The sequence below is a fragment of the Paeniglutamicibacter kerguelensis genome (assembly GCF_017876535.1).
GTDB classification, from domain to species: Bacteria; Actinomycetota; Actinomycetes; order Actinomycetales; family Micrococcaceae; genus Paeniglutamicibacter; species Paeniglutamicibacter kerguelensis.
The window spans coordinates 1,173,944-1,194,060 of sequence record NZ_JAGIOF010000001.1 but is presented as its reverse complement, the minus strand read 5'-3'; the positions used below and the strand labels follow the sequence as shown (position 1 = coordinate 1,194,060).

The window sequence follows — 20,117 nt, the reverse complement described above, 5'->3', positions numbered from 1 at the left end:
CTATCGCAAGGTTAGCGACGGAAAGGATTGCTGAGGATTCCAATTCCCTCAATTTCAATTTCCACACGCTGCCCTTCGGCCACAAGGCCGACGCCTGCCGGCGTACCCGTGAGAATCACATCGCCGGGAAGCAGCGTGAAGGCCTGCGAAGCATAGGCAACCAGGTCGTTGATGCCCCACACCATTTCGGAGGTGTTGCCGTCCTGGACTACTTTTCCGTCCAAGCGGGTGGTCAACTGGGTGTCGTCATGGTCCAGCTCAGTCTGGATCCAAGGACCCAGCGGGCAGGAACCATCCCAGCCCTTGGCACGAGCCCACTGGCCGTCGGTGCGCTGTGCATCGCGGGCGGTGAGGTCATTGGCAACGGTGTAACCGAAAATCACATCGCCGGCCTTTTCAGCCGGAACATCCTTGCAGATTCTTCCAATGACAACAGCAAGTTCGCCTTCATAGGAAATCTCATCAGAGAAGCTTGGCAATGTGATCGGGTCGCCGGAACCGACCACCGCAGTGTTTGGCTTCAGAAACATCAGCGGTTCGGCAGGAACCTCGTTCCCGAGTTCGGCTGCGTGATCCGCATAGGTGCGTCCAAAGCCAATGACTTTGGAACGAGGAATGATCGGCGCCAACAGGCGGACATCTTCAAGCTTGTGCTTGGCGCCGGTGGGCTTGATGCCCTGGAAGAAGGGGTCGCCGGCAATGACAAGAACGTCATCACCTTCAACGACTCCGTACATCGGGTCACCGTCAACTACAAAACGAGCAATACGCATGGTTTACAGCTTAGTGGTTTCTTGAGGATCAGTTTCATCGCTTGCCGGAGCTTTCCGCTCGCCGGAAGAAGGCACAGGCTCTTCATCCCTGACAGCCAATGCGGGTTTGTCCGGGTATCCGGTCGGGTTGGTTGATTGCCAACGCCACATGTCTTCGACCATTTGTTCAAGGCCGCGTTCAGCCTTCCAGCCGATTTCTTCGCGTGCCAAGCTCGGGTCTGCATAGCTTGCCGCGACGTCGCCGGGACGACGGTCAACAATCTCGTAGGGAATCTCTTGCTTGGACGTCCGGGCGAATGCCTGGATTACTTCCAAGACTGAGGACCCGTGTCCCGTTCCAAGGTTCCAGGCATGAAGCCCGCCGTGGTCTTGCAGGTATTCAAGCGCAGCCAAATGGCCGGCACCCAAATCGACCACGTGAATGTAGTCACGCACTCCGGTGCCATCCGGCGTCGGGTAATCACTGCCGAAGACGCTGATCTTTTCGCGCACACCGACAGCAACTTGGGCGATGAAAGGCATCAAGTTGTTGGGAGTGCCTTGAGGGTCTTCGCCGATGCGACCCGACTCGTGGGAACCGACGGGATTGAAGTAGCGGAGCTTCGCAATCGACCAGCGCGGGTCGGATGCCGCCAAATCATCTAGCATGAACTCAATGTGCAGCTTCGTGCGCCCATAAGGGTTGGTGGCAGAAAGTGCGGTCGTCTCGGTGATTGGCAGCTCCTGCGTTTCCCCATAAACCGTCGCGGAGGAACTGAACACGAACGTGCGGACATTGTGGGCATCCATGATCTCCAGCAGGTTGAGCGTGCCGGTCACGTTGTTGCGGTAGTAAGTGAGCGGCTTTGCCACAGACTCCCCCACGGCTTTGAGCCCGGCAAAGTGAATCACGGCTTCCGGGCGAGCCGATTCGAACACTTCTTCAAGACGATCCGCATCGAGCAAATCCCCTACGTGAAGGGCTGCATTTTTCCCGGTCAACTCGGCGACCCTGCGAAGGGCCTCGGGCGAAGAATTGCTGAGGTTGTCGTATACGTAAACCTCGTGCCCCTCTTCAAGCAACAGGAGAACCGTGTGGGATCCGATATAGCCGGCACCGCCGGTGACCAAAATGCGCATGCTTTCCATTCTAGTTATGTTTGACCAATTTCATCGCATTAAACGAATGTTGGGTGGGGTTCAAAACGAATCCCACCCAACATGTATTGCCTAAGGTTTAGGCCAGTCGCTCGAGCCATCCGTGGCGATCGGCAACCACGCCGGTCTGGATTCCCAACAATTCGGTTCGCAGTGCCATGGTTACCTCGCCGGCCGGAGCTTCGGGGTCGCCGATGTGCTCTTCACCGTTCTTGAGGACACCGATCGGGGTGATGACGGCGGCCGTGCCACAGGCAAAGACTTCCTCGATATCACCGTTGGCGATTCCCTCGCGCCATTCCCCCAGAGCAATGGTCCGCTCTTCAACGTCCATCCCACGGTCCTTCGCAAGCTGGATGATCGAGGAGCGGGTAACGCCTTCGAGAATGGTTCCCGTCAGGCGCGGGGTGACAAGCTTGCCGCCCTTCATGACGAAGAAGACATTCATGCCGCCAAGCTCTTCCACAGCCTCGTCATTGAACGGGTCGAGGAAGAGGACCTGCTTGCAACCGTTTTGTTCGGCTTCGAGCTGAGCAACCAAGGACGCTGCATAGTTGCCTCCGCACTTGGCCGCACCGGTGCCTCCACGCCCGGCGCGGGCATAGTTATGCGAAACCCAGATCCCAACAGGCTTCAATTCGCCGCCGAAGTAGTTTCCTGCAGGAGACGCGATGACACGGTAGGAAACCTCACGTGCAGCACGGACACCCAGGAATGCCTCGGTGGCGATCATGAAGGGGCGGAGGTAGAGTGCCTCGCCCTCCCCGGACGGTACCCACTGGACGTCCGCCTTGACCAAACGGCGCAACGACTCGACAAAGGCATCCTCATCAAGTTGCGGGAGCGCAAGGCGCTCGGCCGAGCGGTTCAACCTGGCGGCATTTGCATAGGGGCGGAAGGTCCAGACGGTTCCATCCGCGTGGCGGTAGGCCTTGAGGCCTTCAAAGATTTCCTGACCATAGTGCAAAACCGAAGCCGCAGGATCCAAGGAGATAGGACCGTACGGCTCAATACGAGCGTTGTCCCATGTTCCCGTCACACCATCTTCACTGGCAGTCCAGTCAATGACTGCCGTGTGGTCGGTGAAGAAGTCGCCAAAACCGGGATTCGCCAAGATGGCAGCGCGGTCCTGGTCGCTCTTGCGTTGGTGTGAAAGTTCTTCGGTGAATTCCATGATGCCGTCAGGCTTCCTCTTCGAAAGGGTTTTGCGGTGGCAAGTCAATCATGACTTGCCACCCTAAGATTCGGTTCCATATCGAACCTAGACTTAAGCCTATGCCAGTGCCGCCACGATTGCATCGCCGATTTCGGCGGTGGTGCGTGGGTCGGTCATTTCATCGCGTGAGGCAATGTCACTTTCGACTGCTTCTTCAACTCGACGTGCGGCCTTCGGCAAGCCCACGTGATCCAGCAGCAGCGCGACCGAAAGGATTGCAGCGGTCGGGTCGGCTTTCTGCTGGCCGGCGATATCCGGCGCCGATCCGTGTACCGGTTCGAACATGGAAGGAGCTGTACGGTCCATGTTGATGTTTCCCGAAGCGGCCAAGCCAATGCCGCCGGTGATCGCACCGGCCTGGTCCGTGAGGATGTCACCGAACAGGTTGTCAGTCACAATCACGTCGAAACGCGATGGATTGGTGGTCATGAAGATGGTTGCGGCATCAACGTGCAGATAATCGTGAGTGACGTTTGGGAATTCCGCAGCAACGGCTTCAACCGTCCGGCGCCACAAGTGTCCGGCATAGACCAGGACGTTGTGCTTGTGGACGAGTGTCACGTGCTTGCGATCGCGTTCATTGGCGCGACGGAATGCGTCTCGAACCACGCGTTCCACACCGTACGCCGTGTTCACTGAAACTTCCGTGGCGATTTCATGGGGGGTACCTACCCGCAGGGCACCGCCGTTGCCCACGTAAGGCCCCTCTGTTCCTTCACGGACAACAATGAAGTCGACATCGCCCGGCGCCGCGAGGGGGCTCGGCACGCCCGGGTAGAGCTTGGCCGGGCGAAGGTTCACAAAGTGATCCAAGCTAAAGCGAAGTTTGAGCAACATTTCCCGCTCAATGAGCCCGGACGGAATCCGGGTGTCACCGGGGGCCGCACCGACCGCGCCAAAGAGGATGGCGTCGTGGGTCTTCAATGCCTCGAGGGTTTCTTCCGGCAGGGTCTCCCCCGTCTCGAGCCAGTGTTCGGCCCCAAGTTTGTAGTCGGTCAGTACCAGTGGGGCGTCGCTCTGCTCAGTTGCCTTCTTCAAGACCTTTACGGCTTCGGCAATTACTTCGGGACCAATTCCGTCACCTGGAATGACGGCAATATTCAAGGATTCGCTCATGGTCTCATGATAGCTATTCGTATCACTATGTGATCACCCTGTCTCATAATGTGGAATGACGATCGGATTGTGACGTTCACCAATCAACCCCTGGCATGATGCCACCGAAGAAAGTGCGCTAGTAGGCTTTCTACAGAGCCTTCTCCCCCCGAAAACGCAGGATTACATGACACCACATCGCACTTTGGACCGCTGGATCCGCGAAAACCCCAATAAGGTAGACCTCATCCTGGGTATCGCAATATGGCTTGCGTTTGGGCTCTCCAGTGCATTCACGATGTCAGGCGTCACCCAGAACGGTGTCAGTCAGTTCATTCCGGCGTTGATTTTGGGCTCGGCGGAAACCCTCCCCCTTATCTGGCGACGACGAAAGCCCGGTGTTTCGGCGGGCATCATCGTTGCCACCCACCTGGTCCAGGTGGCAATCACCGACGTTTACCTGCCCTCACAGATTGCCGTGCCAATAACCGTGTATACGCTTGCTGCCTACGGCAAACGGTGGCAATCCATCGCTGGCCTTGCTGCGGGTTTCCTCGGTGCCCTGCTGGTGACCCTGAAACTTGGAATGGCCAGCGGATTCACCGTTGAGGGGGGCCTCATCAGCTTTGTTGGGCTTGGCCTCGTGGTGATGCTCGCCTGGACCTTCGGTGACCTCGCCCGTACCCGCCGCCTTGCGATGCAAACCCTCGAGGATCGTGCCCGCAGGCTCGAAATCGAGAGGCAGCAAGAGCGGGATCTGGCCGCCGCGGACGAACGTAGCCACATTGCACGCGAAATGCACGACATTGTGGCGCATTCTCTATCCGTGATCATCACTCAGGCAGACGGTGCCCGATACGCAAGTGAACACGAGCCACAAATTGCCCGCACGACACTTGCAACAATCGCCGACACTGGCCGGGGGTCGCTTCGCGAGATGCGCCGCCTTCTCGGTGTCCTCCGCAACGACGAGGAAGCACCCACCCGGCCGCTCCCCACGCTTGCAGACATCCAGGATTTGCTGGATGCAACACGAAAAACAGGTCTCGACATCAGCTACTCGGAATCCGGGCAAGCTCGCCGCGACCTTCCCGCGGGGGCCGAGCTGACTTGCTATCGCGCCATTCAGGAAGCGCTGACAAATGTGGTCAAGCATGCGGGTCCATCCGTTCTAGCAACCGTGAGCCTTGCTTGGGACTACCGTGGATTGAACATCGGGATCACCGACAACGGCCGTGGAGCCGGAGCGCTCGGCACGGCCGATGTCGGCCAGGGATTGCGTGGAATGAGCGAACGCGTTTCGCTCTATGATGGCCGGGTGGAAGCGATTCCCGTCCCCGGGGGCGGGTTCCGTGTTGCAGTATTCATCCCTTACACAGAGGACTAGAAAATCTTGTTGAAAGAGAACCCCATCCGCGTGGCACTCGTGGATGACCAGCTTTTGGTCCGCAGCGGCTTCAGGATGTTAATCAACTCGCAACCCGACCTTGAAGTGGTTGCAGAGGCTTCCACCGGACGGGAAGCGCTCGCCTCTCCGGCGCTGGCTGGCGCCGATGTCATTCTGATGGACGTTCGCATGCCGGAGATGAATGGCATTCAAACTACCGAGCATTTGCTCGCGGGACGGACCAAGGATTCGCCCGGGCCAAGGGTAATCGTGCTGACCACCTTCGACCTTGATGAGTACGCGCTCTCAGCAATTCAGGCAGGTGCCAGCGGATTCCTGCTTAAGGATGCGCCTCCCGAGGAATTGCTCGAATCCATTCGCACGGTTTTCCGTGGAGATGCAGTCATCGCACCATCCACCACGCGCAGGCTGCTGGACCACGTCGCCCCGATCCTCCGCCGTGCGACTTTGCCGGACAGCATGCATGTCAAGGCCGTCGAATCGTTGACACCGCGCGAACGTGAAGTCTTCGGGCTTATCGCCAACGGCCAATCCAACCCGGAAATCGCCGCCGGCCTCTTTCTCTCCGAAGCCACGGTCAAGACGCATGTTGGACACATCTTGGCCAAACTCAACGCGAGGGATCGGGTCCAGGCAGTCGTCATTGCCTACGAAACAGGCGTCGTGTCGCCCTAGACTGGTGCTTGCGGGGCAGAGAACCGAAGCAGGCGATTGCGGTTCACTGGTTACCCGCTCCAATGTACTTGGTTGTGGGTGATTCAAGGGGATGGATGCTGGAAGCACCCATTTACCGCTCTGCCCCTTGCGGCCGGCGAACCGTGACACGGCTCAATCCTCAGCCAAAGGTTCCCAGTGGACATGGGCTCACAAGGCCCATTTGTGGGGCAGCAAGAAGGCCGGGTGCGTGGATGCTGTGCAAAGGCAAAGCATCCACGCACCCGGCCATCGTCTATGCGAGTGCCAAAAGTCCGATTATTGAACCGGTTCTTCGTACTTCGGGAAAATCGGTGTCGGTGCCGGCAGCTCCGTGCCAGCCACCAACGCAGTATCGAATGCATCGAAATCTCGCGCCGAACCCTCGGGCTGGCCCAAGACTTCAAGCAGCGATGACGCGGCAGTTGGCATAACCGGCTGCACCAGGAGCGCCACTCGGCGGACGACTTCCAAGGTCACGTACAAGACGGTTTCCATGCGCGCGACGTCGGTTTTCCGCAACACCCAAGGGGCTTGGTCGGCGAAGTAGGCGTTCGTGTTGCCCAGCACTGTCCAAATGGCTTCGAGCGCCTTGCTGAACTCCTGACGCGAGTATGAATCGCGGCAAAGATCGAGAAGCTTGCCGGCCTCGGCCAGGATGTTCTGGTCGGCTTCGGTGAAATCGCCCGGGGTGGGAACCGCTCCCCCGCAGTTCTTGGCCACCATGGACAGCGATCGCTGGGCAAGGTTGCCGAGATTGTTGGCGAGATCCGAGTTCATGCGGGCCACGATAACTTCATGGTTGTAGCTGCCATCGGCACCAAACGGGACTTCGCGCAGGAAGAAGTAGCGGACCTGGTCCAGACCGTACTGGGAAATGAAATCGGTGGGTGAAACAACGTTGCCTAGTGACTTGGACATCTTCACGCCGTTGTTGTGAAGGAAGCCGTGGATCATCACGCGCTTGGGCAAAGGCAATTTCGCCGACATCAGGAAAGCGGGCCAGTAGATGGCGTGGAAGCGCGAAATGTCCTTGCCGATCACATGCACATCGGCTGGCCAGTACTTCTTGAAGGATTCGGCCTCGACGTCGGGGAACCCGGTGCCCGTCAGGTAGTTGGTCAACGCGTCGACCCACACGTACATGACGTGGTCCTTGTTGCCCGGAACCGGAACTCCCCAGTCAAAAGTCGTGCGCGAAATCGACAGGTCTTCCAGCCCGCGTTCGACGAAGCGAATGACCTCGTTGAAGCGGGAGTGTGGCGCGCCGAAGTCGGGCTGAGACTTGTAAAGCTCAAGCAGCTTGTCCTGGTAGGACGAGAGCTTGAAGAAATACGATTCCTCTTCGGTCCAGGTAACCTCGGTGTCGGTTTCCTTGGAGTATCGCACCCCGTCTTCACGAACTTCGGTGTCTTCTTCGGCGTGAAAAGCCTCGTCGCGCACCGAGTACCAGCCCGCGTACATGTCCAGGTAGATGTCGCCGTTGGCCTCCATGCGCTTCCAGATGGCTTGGGCAGCGGCATAGTGGTCGGAGTCGGTGGTGCGAATGAAGCGATCGTAGCTGATGCCCAGCTCGTCGTTCATGGCCTGGAACGCATCCGAATTCCGCTGGGCCAGCTCGCGCGGGGTAATTCCCTGCTTCTCCGCAGTCTGCAACATCTTTTGGCCATGCTCGTCGGTACCGGTCATGAAGAACACGTCAAAGCCGTCAAGTCGCTTGAAACGTGCCATGGTGTCGGTCGCGATTACCTCGTAGGCATGCCCGATGTGTGGCACGCCGTTCGGGTAGGAAATGGCGGTGGTGATATAAAACGGAGTCTGCTCAGAAGTCACCCTAGAAATCTACCGTAGTTTGGCAGTAATCCGCCCATCGGAAACACTATGTGAGCCGATCGATTTGGTCCCAAAAGGCGATGCGGAGTGCTCTTCGGACATCCTGCAGATCCGTCTTCCACTCGCCAATGCGCTGGGCGCAATCCTTGAGCAGTACCCGGTCGATTTCCGCCGGCAACAGCGGGCGGTCCGCAAGCAAGTCCTTGAGCTCCGCTTGCGTGGTGCTGGCGTGCCAGTTCCGTGCGACGCTGGCACCGACTTCCTCGGCCACATCCATGTCCGAAGGGTCGCGGGACGTGCCGGTTGCGAATCCCGAGGTCTGCTGCGTTGAGCTGTAGACGAGTTGATAATCAGGCGGTGTTGCCGTCGCCATGGGCTGGGCCTTGGGACGGGATTGCAACAGCGCCGGTGAGGGAGGCCTCGGAACCCCGGGCTTAGTCGTGACGGGCAGTTCTTCCGCTGCATCCCCGATGATCTTGGCTTGGGTGCCTGCGCTGGCAATGGCGGCAGATTGGGCCGCATGTTCCGGATCCCAAGTCACGGCCTTCATGAAGGATGAGGCAATGAGTTCTTCGGGCAGGGTGATAATGCTGTCGACCCGGAGGGCCAAGTGCTCAGCAACCGAAGCCACTCCCAAGCGGTGGTCCGCCTTCTCCACGCCAATGAGCACCACCTTCATGCCCAGGTCCTGGGCTTCTTCGACGGCCTCGGCCAAGTCGTCGTCGCCCGATACGAGGAACGCCACCGAAGCAGCGCGATTTCGGGCAATCCCGACAAGGTCCAGAGCCAGTTTCAGGTCTACGCCCTTTTGCTCGCCGTTGAAGGAAATACGCCCCAAACGAACCTTGACGCCTGGTAGTAGGCCAATGCGTTTGTGCTGATCGGTGAAGATGGCATCCTTCGCAGCGTCGTACCAATAGACGCGAAGGTTCTCCAAGCCGGAAGAATCCTTGGCAGTTTTAAGGATTCCTTCAATCAGGGCCTCGTAGTTCACGGTAAAGGCTGCGCGCAGAGTTGTCCCAGAAGTTCGGTGCCCTCCTATTGCCAGTAGAAAGCTTGCGTCCACGAAAATAGCGCTCTGTGACATCATACCTTGATCCTATGCTCTTGGGCGGTTGAGTTGGCGAAACGCGCGGATCAACTCATCTCTACACAGGGAGTTCCCAGCAATCCACTGGGTAAGCCAACGCTCCGTGCTTCCTGAGCATCGGACCGTCCGGCCTCATAGTAGGCAAAGACAAAACGTGCCCCACACGCCGCCGCAACTATTCACGGGATTTGTTCCCGGAAAGCACTGGCAGGTGCGAGGCACGCTATGCGCTACTGGTTGAGGCGATTAGCCTTCGAGGTTGATTTCGCGCGCCACGGTGGCGCCGATTGCCGCTCCGACGATGTCTAGCACGCCGGCCGGCAGGGCCGAATCAACCGCAAGTACGGCCAAGGCTTCGCCACGTTCTTGCTTGCGAGCCACCTGCATGCCAGCAATGTTTACGCCCTGTTCGCCGAAGACGTTGCCCAGGGTGCCGATGACGCCCGGACGGTCCGCATAGCTCAACACGATCATGTGATCGGTGACGGGAATTTCGACTTCGTAACCGTTGATGCCTACGAGCTTTTCAATCTGCTTCGGACCGGTCAGGGTGCCGGCAACGGAAAGCTGGGCACCTTCCGAGGACGCGCCCTTAATGGTGAGGAGGTTGCGGTACTCAGGGGAATCCGGGCTTGTAACCAAGCGCGTTGCAACGCCGCGCTGTTCGGCGAGCACCGGGGCGTTGACGTAGGAGACCTGATCCGAAACCACGTCCATGAAGACGCCCTTGAGAGCTGAAAGCTCGAGGGCCTTCACATCCAGGGAGGCGATTTCACCGGCAACCACAACGTCGATGCTGGTCAACGAACCAACGGTCAATGCGTTGAAGATTCGTCCCAGCTTTTCAATCAGCGGGATGCCCGGGCGAACGTTTTCATCGATGACGCCACCTGCAACGTTGACCGCGTCAGGCACGAGCTCGCCGGCCAATGCCAGGCGTACGGACTTTGCAACCGAAACTCCGGCCTTTTCTTGGGCTTCGTCGGTCGATGCTCCGAGGTGCGGGGTGACAGTGACATTCTCGAACTCGAAGAACGGCATATCGACGCTTGGCTCCTTGACGAAAACGTCAATGCCGGCGCCAGCGATTTCTTCATTTTTCAATGCCGTGTATAGGGCGTCTTCATCGACAAGGCCACCGCGGGCAACGTTGATGACGTAGGCCGACTTCTTCATTTTCGCAAAGGCGTCCTTGCCAAGCATGCCCAGGGTTTCCGTCGTCTTGGGCATGTGGATGGTGATGAAGTCAGACTGGGCCAACAACTCATCCAGGCTAACCAACGTGACACCAAGCTGCTGGGCGCGGGCAGGGGTGATGTATGGGTCATAGGCGAGGATATCCATGCCAAAGCCCTGAAGCCGGGCGGCAACCAAGGCGCCGATGCGGCCAAGGCCAATGATGCCGGCCTTCTTCTCAAACAGCTCAATTCCGGTGTAGGAGCTACGCTTCCATGCGCCACCCTTCAGCGAAGCGTTTGCCGCAGGGATCCGACGCGCCAACGATACGATGTGTCCCACCGTCAGCTCGGCTGCGGAGATGATGTTGGAGGTCGGGGCGTTTACGACCATGACACCTGCCTGAGTGGCGGCCTTGATATCGACATTGTCCAAGCCGACGCCGGCGCGGGCGATGACCTTAAGGTTCTTGGCAGCGGCAATGGCCTCGGCATCCACTTGGGTTGCCGAACGCACGAGGATTGCATCAACGTCAGCAATGGCGGCCAACAGCTGGGAGCGGTCCGCACCGTCGGTCTGGCGAATTTCGAAATCGGGACCCAGGGCCGCAACGGTTGCGGGCGAGAGTTCTTCGGCCAAAAGGACGACTGGCTTGTTTACAGACACGGGGTGGCACCTTTGCTATTTCAGTGGGCTGGATGCTTGGCCCGAACGACAGCCGGACCAGATGCCAGATTATCGCCCGCCGCGTCATACTTCGGGGTTCACTGCATGATGTTACGAACCCAATAGCACGCTTTGTGAACTTCTTCACATGAAATTGAAATTCCAGTGGGTTCATGGCCGAGAAAAGCAGCAAAGGCTCAGCAGGCGTTGTCATCATTGCTCTCGGGCATGGGCCTTGAATCTCGGCCGATGCCCGATCACCCGGGCGAATTCATTGTCCGAAACTTCATGGAGGCCCGAGCCCAGTTGTTTTCTCGACTGCTGGGAATGCGTTGGCGCGAAATGTTCCGCTCAGGCAGCCACCATCCGTAAGACCGTAGGCAAATGCCTCGGCTGCACACCAAGCGCTCCATCGCCAAGTAGCCAACTACCAACTACCAACTACCAATCCTGTGGGAGTTGGGACCAGTCACTTTTAGTGGACCTTTGGGGATGCTGACACGCCGCCACTACTCAATAACAGCTCAATGCATCTGCTCCATCGCAGTCGTGAGCGTCACCTAATCATCTACAAATTTTTTGATTGCTGTAGCCGCCGCGATCCTACAGCCTCAGTTGCTGGCCTGGGTATCGCTGACGGCGCTGTCCGGAAACGATGTCCCGGCCACCTCACAGGCCTAGCTCATCGGGGCGCCCAACGATCACGCCCGCTCGCTAAATCGTTTGGGAATCGCCACAAGATTCCAATCACAGACAGTTCACGGCCAGACTGCGATCCGCAAATAGTGCCCCAGCGCGTGCCCTGACGAGAAATCAAGGTCCATATCGTCAATGCGATTGGCACGGTACAGGCCGATGGTCGACGCCACTCCGTGCGGGAATTACCCGAAAGGCCGGCATTAGCCGCATGAACAATCCAGATGGCAGCACCGTGGCCGGAACCCCTAATTGGATCACATGTCGTTCGACATGGATAATATCTACCGGTGCCTCCGTAAAATGCGGCACAGTTTTGTATGCCCAATTAACTGTCATTGGGTATGACTATTTGGAAAATGGGGAAGATATTGTCCGATAACGATCGGTACGAAGCGCACCGAATCGCAGCAATCGTACCTTGCTATAACGAAGAGCAAACGGTAGCGAAGGTTGTACGTGACCTCAAGGCCGCCGTCCCAAGCATGGAAGTCTACGTTTACGACAACAACAGTAGCGATGAAACGGTCCGCGTGGCTCGTGAAGCAGGCGCTATCGTCCGGTCTGAATCCCGCAAGGGTAAGGGCAATGTTATCCGCCGTGCCTTCGCCGATATCGATGCCGATATCTACGTCACCATCGACGGGGACGACACTTATGAAGCTGCGGATCTACCCCGAATGATCGGCACGCTTCTCTCGGGCCCGTATGACCATGTGCTTGGTGTTCGTAAGGACAGCAGCGAGACGGGATCCTACCGACCGGGCCATGAGATGGGCAACCGGATGTTCAATCGACTCGTTAGTTTCCTTTTCCATTCGCAGGTATCCGACATGCTGTCCGGCTACCGCGTTTTCTCGCGTCGATTTGTTAAATCGTTCCCTGCGATCTCAAAGGAATTTGAGATCGAAACAGAGCTAACCGTCCACATGATGGCTCTTCGCCTTCCTCAGGTGGAGGAAAAGGTGGGGTTCCGGGATCGACCCGCCGGAAGCGAAAGCAAGCTCAACACCTACTCCGACGGCCTGAAGATCCTCAACGTTATTTTCCAGCTGGTTCGCAACGAACGACCCAACTTGTTCCATGGTGTTGTCACCATTCTGGCCTGTGCGCTCTCGCTGATATTAGGGTTGCCTGTCGTATTCGAATTCTTCGAAACGGGACTTGTTCCGCGCCTTCCCACTGCAATCCTTTCGGCTGCGTTGATGGGTATGGCCGTGTTGGTGAGTTCAGTAGGCGTTCTATTGAGTGGAGTGAGAAGGGCTCGTAGGGAAGCTGCGCGCCTGGCTTATCTGCGCTTGGACCCTCCAGCCCATGTTCCCGCTGAAGACACCATGTTCTACAGAATCGGGCAAAGCTCGTGAATGCCAATTCCAAGGTAGACAGTGTCTCAAACCCAATCACAACGGACCATCGGGAACCATGGACGCGCAATGACTATATTTGGATCTCGGTTGTAGCGGTTTTTGCGCTCATGGGGAGCGTGTTCATGTGGGCAGCAAACAAGCCTGGCCGCATGAGCAATGATTCCAGTTATCAGTTGCAGCAGGTTCTCGGGAATATCCCGCTTAACGACTGGCACCCGGCCATCATGACCGAGACCTGGCGACTGCTGTACACGGTAACAGGGCAAATTGGTGCAATGGCTCTAGTCCAGATTCTTCTGGCCTTCCTCGCTGGCACACTCTTTTCCATCTATCTTCACGATTTGACACGCCGCTGGTCTGTTTCCGTTTTGGGCATCGGCATAGTGTTCTTGCCATATGTCATTACTTTCCTTGGCGTGATGTGGAAAGACGTCCAAATGATGATTGCACTATTCATCGGCGTTGCCTTGACCCTTCTGGCAGACAGGGCACGAAAATTCCGTGTCCCACTTCTGATAGCTGCATTTCTTTTCTTGCTATACGGAGTCCTAGTTAGAAAGAACGCGGCATTCGCCATCCTCCCGCTGGTGGTATTGCTGTTCGTCGTTTGGCGAAACAACTCTCGGTTCAAGCCTTGGTTAACCGCGTCGAAGAAACGCCGACTCCTCGGCCCAGTAGCCGCGATTGCCATTTTCGGTATCGTAACTTTGCTTTCAAGTGCTTCATTTACGGCAGTTGCAAAACCCGAACCTGCCGGACAACTCTCACAAGTTTTTCTAGATGACGTGATTTTCACAATGTCGGCCGATAGAATCCGTAATTCAGAAGCCCCAGAAGAGCTGAAATCTAAACTTATAAATGCCCAGAAAGATTGTGAATCAAAGGGCATTATCTGGGATGCATATTGGAAATGCTACGGGAGGGGTGCGACCGGGAAACCATTCGAACCAATTGCCATGCAAACCGAGCTGAGGAACCTTTGGATCCAAGAGGTCGTAACAAATCCGGTGAATTATGTTGCATACCGTACACAGACTTTTGCTCGGTTCCTCTTTGACACGGGAAGCGTGTATCGACCTTCCCAAAACATCGAATCTGTACCTGCCGAATATCAAGTAAACGCTGGCAAAGCTGACAGTGTCCTTACCGACTACGTTCTCAAGTTCGGCTACAAGACGTTCCCTTGGCTCTTCTCTGCATGGTTCTGGTTTGTTGCCTCGATTGCTACCATCGCTGTCGGTTGGCGCGCTAAGTATCTCCGCGTTCAAATTGTGGCGCTTGCAAGCTCGGCTACGTTGTACCTGGTCGGTTACTTCCCGATAGTCCCGGCTTCTGACTATCGGTACTCCTATTGGGCGGCAGTGGCCACAAGTATGGCGATCACATTGATTGTTGCGGATCGATTCTTGGCCTCTAAGCGATCATTTCAAGCTGGGGAATTCGCAGAAAATCACGTTTCAGAGATTGCTTCAAAGTGAGTAGATTCGTATTGGTAGCTGTGCCGCAGCACAAGACTGATACCAATAGGAATCTAGGAAAGTGAGTTGATAGCACATTTTTGGTCAGACTACCATTGTTAGAATATTTGGCGTAGGGATTTACCCGTTTCTCAACGCCGAACCATGAGTAACGAATGAAGGCGCACCTGACTGAGAATGTATGCTTCTAGGACCCAACTCCCCAGCTTTAACGGACTCAGTAACTATGTCTAGGCTTGTTCTCTGTCCACGTCCACCGATTTGTTGGACTGACGCTATCTCTGGGAAATGCCCCGAAACCTTTGCGGGTTCCGGGGCATTTCCGTGTCTTAGGCAGGAAAGTATTAGTCACTAGATCTTGGTGAAAAGCCCTTCAGTCCTGTACAAGAATGGCATCCTCCATCCTCATGGGTCCCAGTGTAAAGTCGATGTATCTAGATGTCGGCCGATCCCTGCGAATGAACTGCGCGGGCGGAAGCCACCTAGCAATCGCCGTTGGTGTGCTGAACCTATTTGGCCAGCGGACAGCTCGAGAACGGGACTCCGGGCAAAGCGTCATTCCTTCCGATACAGGTTTTCATGATCCTGAATGCATCACTAGGGTCAGTTGAGAAAGGCTCGGGCTCGTTCGAATTCGACGATTGAAAAACATTGCACGCACCCATGGAATTGCTCTGGACGCACGCAATGGGCTCACCTATTCTCGCGCCATGTTTTGAAATCAAGTTCTGCGGACTCGATACGGGGTTGCTTCCTCCACCTTGAACCTCGCGTGGGTCCCACCACTGGAGCTACGGTGCTGCAGGTGCGGCTCCTACCGCATCCATAGATCGAATCTTGGGTTTCTCATTCGGCGAATCGATACAGTCGAAAAATCCTTCGGCCGGCACTGTCACGTTCAGTCGGCAAGAGTCCGACTTCAACGCGTATGCTTCCTCCGCTCGTTGGATCGGCTTCGACTTTGATGCCCTCGGCTTCGACGCCGCTGATGGAGGGGCCCGTCAAGACATAGGTTCGAACATGCGCGACGAGTCCGGTGTTAGTCCAGGTATATCGGTAGATGGTGGGCGGCTGGCCCGAATAGCCTCCAAAAACATAAAGGTTCTTTGAGTTGGTTCCCACACCGTTGATGTCAAAGCCTTGAAAGGAATTGTTCGGGGTAACCGGTTCCACGAATTGCGTCACAAGAAGGTTCTTGGCTTTTTCAATCGACAGCTTCTGCCCCGGCGCCTTTTTCATGAGTGCCTTAAGCTTCGCCGTATTGTAGATGCCGTAGTAGGTGGTCGAACGCAATCCCCCGAGCTGAACCCGAATCGCCAACCGATTGCTTCCATCGGCCAACGCCACCGCACTTCGAACCGCGGGACCTGACTTCCCCGGGGCGACGGCCGCCAGGTTCGTCAGTGTGCCAACTCGGCGATAGCTCGCTTTCGTGGAACCCGCCGGTGCCTTGATGTACTCGACAAGCGAAACCGTCGTCGAATGATAAAAAGGCGGTGTCTCCCCGGACCCGCTCCCTAACCACGCATAGGTGCGGCCATTTTCCGTATACACCTCAAGCGATTCGCCGTGTCCGTATCCCGGCAGCCTCACGCTGTCGCGCTGCGTGCAATTTCCCGAAGCAGTGCGCGAACATCTGGACAGCAAAGTGTCGGCGCCGGCTGGCTGTACGAAAAAGACATCCGTACCCGATCCAAAGTCGAACGATTGAATAACCCTGTCTGAAACAGGTGGACCGAACCGAAGGGACCTATCAGGCGTCAATGTACGAGATAACACGGGACTTACCGCAAAACCAGGCACGCTCGCCGCTACGAACAAAAGCACCAAGATCGTAGAAGCGACCCTCATTCTCAACTTTTTCATCAGTCTTCTCCCCAAGAGAAATACCGAACCGAAGAGGGCCCCAAGGTATTAAGACCCCAAGCTCAACCAGACTAACGTCGCACTTAACACGCACCAATGAGCGGCAACAACAGATTTATCGACGAAACATTATGGACAGAAGATATGAACACTGGATTCGCGGGGCAAAAGGGCATCAAGATCCCTGAGTAAACTTCTCAAACCGACGAAGGATTGACGACGCTTGGATCTGTTCACTCCTTCGAGTTGCTTCCTCCGGCCCTAAGGTCACCGACATTGATCGGGGTAAGCCGGCGATCGTGCAGAATCACGGTTGCCCGAATCCTGGAACAATGCCACCAGTACTTGAGGTTTGGAAGCGCACTGCATGAGTCAACTGGAGAGCGCCGGACGCAAGCAATCGGCCGCACGGAGCAGGCAGCAGGTCATATGAAGACCTCCGCCTGGCCAGCTACATGGCGCCAAGTGAATCGTTCGTTTCCGTTGCTGTTTCCCGATTTTTTGCGTGTTTGCTCCGTGGGCATGGGACTGAATCTGATCTCTCACAAGGCATTGAGCAGGCAACAGTCCCTGCGGCACCCCGAAGCCTAAGATCGGGCGGATCGATGAGCAGATCGAGTGATCGCACTGGAAGCGGGACTACGCCAGTGCGGATTTGCGCCCAATGCTGTTCCTCGTACGGTGCCAGCCAACCGCAGACCAACGTATCTTAAAACTTGCACCAAACCTGATTCGGTGCAGGCCGGACCCAGGGGCTCCTGCTTCATAGCTATTAGTAGCGTTCATGCCATCTGGCGCCAATTCTGCACGTCGAAGGTCCTTGGACACCTTCGACAACCATGCCGGGCTGTTGCTGCAGATGAGCACCTAAACATCAAACGCCTGCTGGCCCGTGAGCGGGCCAGCAGGCGTTTGCTCGGCCGGTCATATACCAAGCCCATGACTGCCCCGGCTTCAGACCTGCGCATGTGGGCCAGGGCGCGACTTGACGATACGCTACCCGGTTCCGTGGAAGTCGATTGGTGGGTTCGAGCTGCTGGAACAGCAGCTGGCAGCACTGCTTCGCCGGAACCTACATTTTCGTCAAGTGGAGGGCAAACCGTTCGAGGAAGATCAAGGCCAAGAGACGGGTTCTGAAGCCCCAAAACGAGCCACAGGCGTCTTTCCATGCCGTGCCATCGACTTTGACTCGGACGAATGCTTCGAGCTCACCAACCACCAACTCAAACGCTGCTGCGAAAACGGCTGTCTTAAGATTCGCACAGTCGTTCCAAGACAGGGCAGCCAGGATTACCGAATTCCATCAAGCCGCCCCGGCCCGGGCTCCCCCATCTAATGTTGGCGAAGGCTTGTGTCAGCTTCGAACCGCGCGGTACCGCCAACATGGAATCACAGGCAGTACACACGACGTCCGCACAATCGCGGATCCGGGTTTTACTACGCCCCGCGAACCGCAATTTCCCCGGGCCGAGCGCCCTCGGCACCGAAGATCAAGTGACGGGTCGCGATCTTTTCGGTGAAGAACCTGTCGTGGCTGACCACTACGACCGCGCCAGGGAAATGCAGCAGCGCACGTTCCATCACCTGGGTGCTGGACATGTCCAGGTGGTTGGTCGGCTCATCGAGTATCAGCACCGAGGCACCCGAAAGCAGGCACATGGCCATCGCCACGCGGGAGCGCTGGCCGCCAGAAAGGTTGCCGATGCGGTTCTTCAGGTCTGCCTCGGAGAACTGGAACATGGACAGGAACCGGTTCACGGATTTCTTGGTTGCAGTGAATGCAAGCGAATTGGGCATGGCGTTGACCGCGTGGGTCACGGTGTCTTCCGGGTCCAGCTCTTCGAGGACCTGGTTGTAGGAGACAACCGCGGCGCCCTTAGTCCAGGTGATGTAGCCGGCATCCTGCTTTTCCTGTTCGGTCAGGACGCGCAGCAATGTCGACTTGCCGCTGCCGTTGGACCCGAGGATGACCAGACGGTTACCACGGCGAACTTCGAAGCTGAGGTCGTTGAACAGCGTCTTCTCACCATAGGACTTGCTCAGTCCCTCAACACGGCACAGGGTGTCCTTGATGTGCAGACCACCATAGATTTCGGTGATGATCTTGTCCACCGGGCGCGGGGCTCTGGACTTCTTGATCTTGGACAGCTTGTTGTCCAGTCCCTTGCTTGCGGCCTTGGCCGCTTCGCGGCGGTCGGAGATGCCTTCGGCTTCGAACGCCAGAAGCTCGGACTCGTGAACAAACTGGGATTCGAGGGTCTTGAGCTTGAACTGTTTGGCGACCACGTATTCGGCGAAGTTTCCGGGGTACTCGTGCAGGTGGAAGTTCTCCACCTCGATGATCCGGGTCACCACCGAGTCAAGGAACTTGCGGTCGTGCGAGACGATGATCGCTGCGCCCTTGAAGGACTTGAACCAGTTCTCCAGCCATTCAACGCCGGCAACATCCAGGTAGTTGGTTGGCTCATCGAGCAGCAACACGTCCGGATCCTCGAGCAGGATCTTGGCCAATGCCGCGCGGTTGCGCCAACCGCCGGAGAGCGAATCAATGGAACACACACGGTGGGCTTCGTCAAACCCCAAGGTCGTGAGCACGGTGTCGATGGAACGTTGGTAGTCCCAGCCGTCCAGACGATCCATGGATTCAAAGAGCTCGGACTGGCGGTGGATCAGTCGGTCCATTTCATCGGCATTGGGATTTTCTGCAATGGCCACGTCAATGGACGCCAACTCGGCTTCGATGTCTTTGACCTCGACGAACAATTCGTCGAGCACCTCGGAAATGGTTGATGCCCCGTTGAGCTCGGAGAACTGCGAGAAGTAGCCAATCTTGGTTCCCAGCTCCATGGCAACTGTTCCGGTATCCGGTTCAACCTGATCCAGGATGAGCTTCAGCAAAGTCGATTTGCCCGAGCCGTTCTTGCCAATGAGGCCGACACGATCCCCCGCCTCAAGTTTGAAGAAGGCCTCACGCAGGATCTGGTTGTTTTCAAATCGCACGCTGACATCGTTTAGCCGGATCAGGCTCATGGGCTGGGTCCTATCGAGAAGGTCGTTGGCAACACACAAGGCTGCTTTGAAGAGTGCACGTTCCCGTAGGAGTCCGTCCGGTGTTTGGATGACAAATCAGGGAGCCCAATCACCACCATCGATTCTACTAGCCGCCGCACCACACGCAGATCGCCACCCGCCCGACAACGACTTTCCATTGGCCCGCCCACGGGTTCTGCAGTGTGGCCTCCAATGGTTCAGCGGCTCGTGCTGTACGGGGGACGACTCCGGCGCCGAACCGCAACTCGACGCGACCGACGTCCGGTACCTTTGCGCCCCAGGTCTTGGCGAGGTTTGGGCCACGATGCCACACTTGAATCAGGAGGCGTGCCGTGGCCAGCAGCGATTTCACCAGCTCACGTGATAGCTCCGAGCACGATGTGCTCGTGTGGAGATATGTAGAAAACATGTCGGATCAGGAGATCCTGTCGATCATGGTTCACGCCGAAACCAAGGTTGAGAGCATCGCCCACGGCCGGTTACTGGTTGGCCGCCCCATCGCCACGGAAGTTCGCAATCGGCTGGTTCAGAGCGCTATTTTGCGCGAAATAAATCTTCGGGCCAGTTAGCGG

General features: G+C 56.9%; 14 protein-coding genes. 5 read left to right on the top strand and 9 right to left on the bottom strand.

The annotated features are described in order from the left end of the window. Nucleotides 1–11: 11 nt before the first annotated feature. The 4 genes from JOF47_RS05360 to JOF47_RS05345 form a co-directional block, all read right to left on the bottom strand. Complete coding sequence (locus tag JOF47_RS05360) at nt 12–773, bottom strand: fumarylacetoacetate hydrolase family protein (RefSeq protein WP_209996429.1); 762 nt, start codon at nt 771–773, stop codon at nt 12–14. A gap of 3 nt (nt 774–776) precedes the next feature. Further along, a complete protein-coding gene (gene galE, locus JOF47_RS05355) occupies nt 777–1,892 on the bottom strand; it encodes a UDP-glucose 4-epimerase GalE (protein ID WP_209996428.1) in 1,116 nt (371 codons plus the stop codon). A gap of 97 nt (nt 1,893–1,989) precedes the next feature. Continuing rightward, the gene (locus JOF47_RS05350) at nt 1,990–3,084 is read right to left on the bottom strand and encodes a branched-chain amino acid aminotransferase (RefSeq protein WP_209996426.1); all 1,095 of its coding nucleotides are present in this window, start codon (nt 3,082–3,084) and stop codon (nt 1,990–1,992) included. 99 nt (nt 3,085–3,183) lie between these two features. Then, nucleotides 3,184–4,242 (bottom strand): 3-isopropylmalate dehydrogenase, encoded by a 1,059-nt coding sequence (locus JOF47_RS05345; protein ID WP_209996424.1) that lies wholly within the window; start codon nt 4,240–4,242, stop codon nt 3,184–3,186. Between the two features lie 166 nt (nt 4,243–4,408). Here JOF47_RS05345 and JOF47_RS05340 point away from each other — a divergent pair, with 166 nt between their 5' ends. After that, complete coding sequence (locus JOF47_RS05340; RefSeq protein ID WP_209996422.1) at nt 4,409–5,608, top strand: sensor histidine kinase; 1,200 nt, start codon at nt 4,409–4,411, stop codon at nt 5,606–5,608. A 75-nt stretch (nt 5,609–5,683) separates the two neighbouring features. Further along, nucleotides 5,684–6,304 (top strand): LuxR C-terminal-related transcriptional regulator, encoded by a 621-nt coding sequence (locus tag JOF47_RS05335; protein WP_425354920.1) that lies wholly within the window; start codon nt 5,684–5,686, stop codon nt 6,302–6,304. A gap of 297 nt (nt 6,305–6,601) precedes the next feature. Here JOF47_RS05335 and metG read toward each other — a convergent pair whose 3' ends face one another. The 3 genes from metG to serA form a co-directional block, all read right to left on the bottom strand. Next, a complete protein-coding gene (metG, locus tag JOF47_RS05330) occupies nt 6,602–8,155 on the bottom strand; it encodes a methionine--tRNA ligase (protein WP_209996420.1) in 1,554 nt (517 codons plus the stop codon). A 46-nt stretch (nt 8,156–8,201) separates the two neighbouring features. Beyond that, a complete protein-coding gene (locus JOF47_RS05325; RefSeq protein WP_209996418.1) occupies nt 8,202–9,245 on the bottom strand; it encodes an NYN domain-containing protein in 1,044 nt (347 codons plus the stop codon). A gap of 246 nt (nt 9,246–9,491) precedes the next feature. Further along, nucleotides 9,492–11,087: a phosphoglycerate dehydrogenase gene (gene serA, locus JOF47_RS05320; protein ID WP_209996416.1), complete on the bottom strand. Its 1,596-nt coding sequence runs from the start codon at nt 11,085–11,087 to the stop codon at nt 9,492–9,494. A gap of 1,040 nt (nt 11,088–12,127) precedes the next feature. Between serA and JOF47_RS05315 the strand changes: the two genes are divergently transcribed. Together JOF47_RS05315 and JOF47_RS05310 are read left to right on the top strand one after the other, a co-directional pair. Further along, a complete protein-coding gene (locus JOF47_RS05315) occupies nt 12,128–13,147 on the top strand; it encodes a glycosyltransferase (protein ID WP_245356266.1) in 1,020 nt (339 codons plus the stop codon). Nucleotides 13,148–13,299: 152 nt separating this feature from the next. Further along, on the top strand, nt 13,300–14,628 hold the full coding sequence (locus tag JOF47_RS05310) for a hypothetical protein (RefSeq protein ID WP_209996415.1): 1,329 nt from the start codon (nt 13,300–13,302) through the stop codon (nt 14,626–14,628). 846 nt (nt 14,629–15,474) lie between these two features. On the opposite strand, the gene JOF47_RS05305 is transcribed toward JOF47_RS05310, so the two are convergent. After that, nucleotides 15,475–16,494 carry a hypothetical protein gene (locus tag JOF47_RS05305; RefSeq protein WP_209996414.1) on the bottom strand — a complete coding sequence of 340 codons (1,020 nt, stop codon included), beginning with the start codon at nt 16,492–16,494 and terminating at the stop codon, nt 15,475–15,477. A 1,437-nt stretch (nt 16,495–17,931) separates the two neighbouring features. Continuing rightward, nucleotides 17,932–19,494, bottom strand: coding sequence for an ABC-F family ATP-binding cassette domain-containing protein (locus JOF47_RS05300; RefSeq protein ID WP_342592713.1), 1,563 nt, complete (start codon nt 19,492–19,494; stop codon nt 17,932–17,934). Nucleotides 19,495–19,877: 383 nt separating this feature from the next. Between JOF47_RS05300 and JOF47_RS05295 the strand changes: the two genes are divergently transcribed. Beyond that, nucleotides 19,878–20,114, top strand: coding sequence for a hypothetical protein (locus tag JOF47_RS05295; RefSeq protein WP_209996412.1), 237 nt, complete (start codon nt 19,878–19,880; stop codon nt 20,112–20,114). Nucleotides 20,115–20,117: the final 3 nt, after the last annotated feature.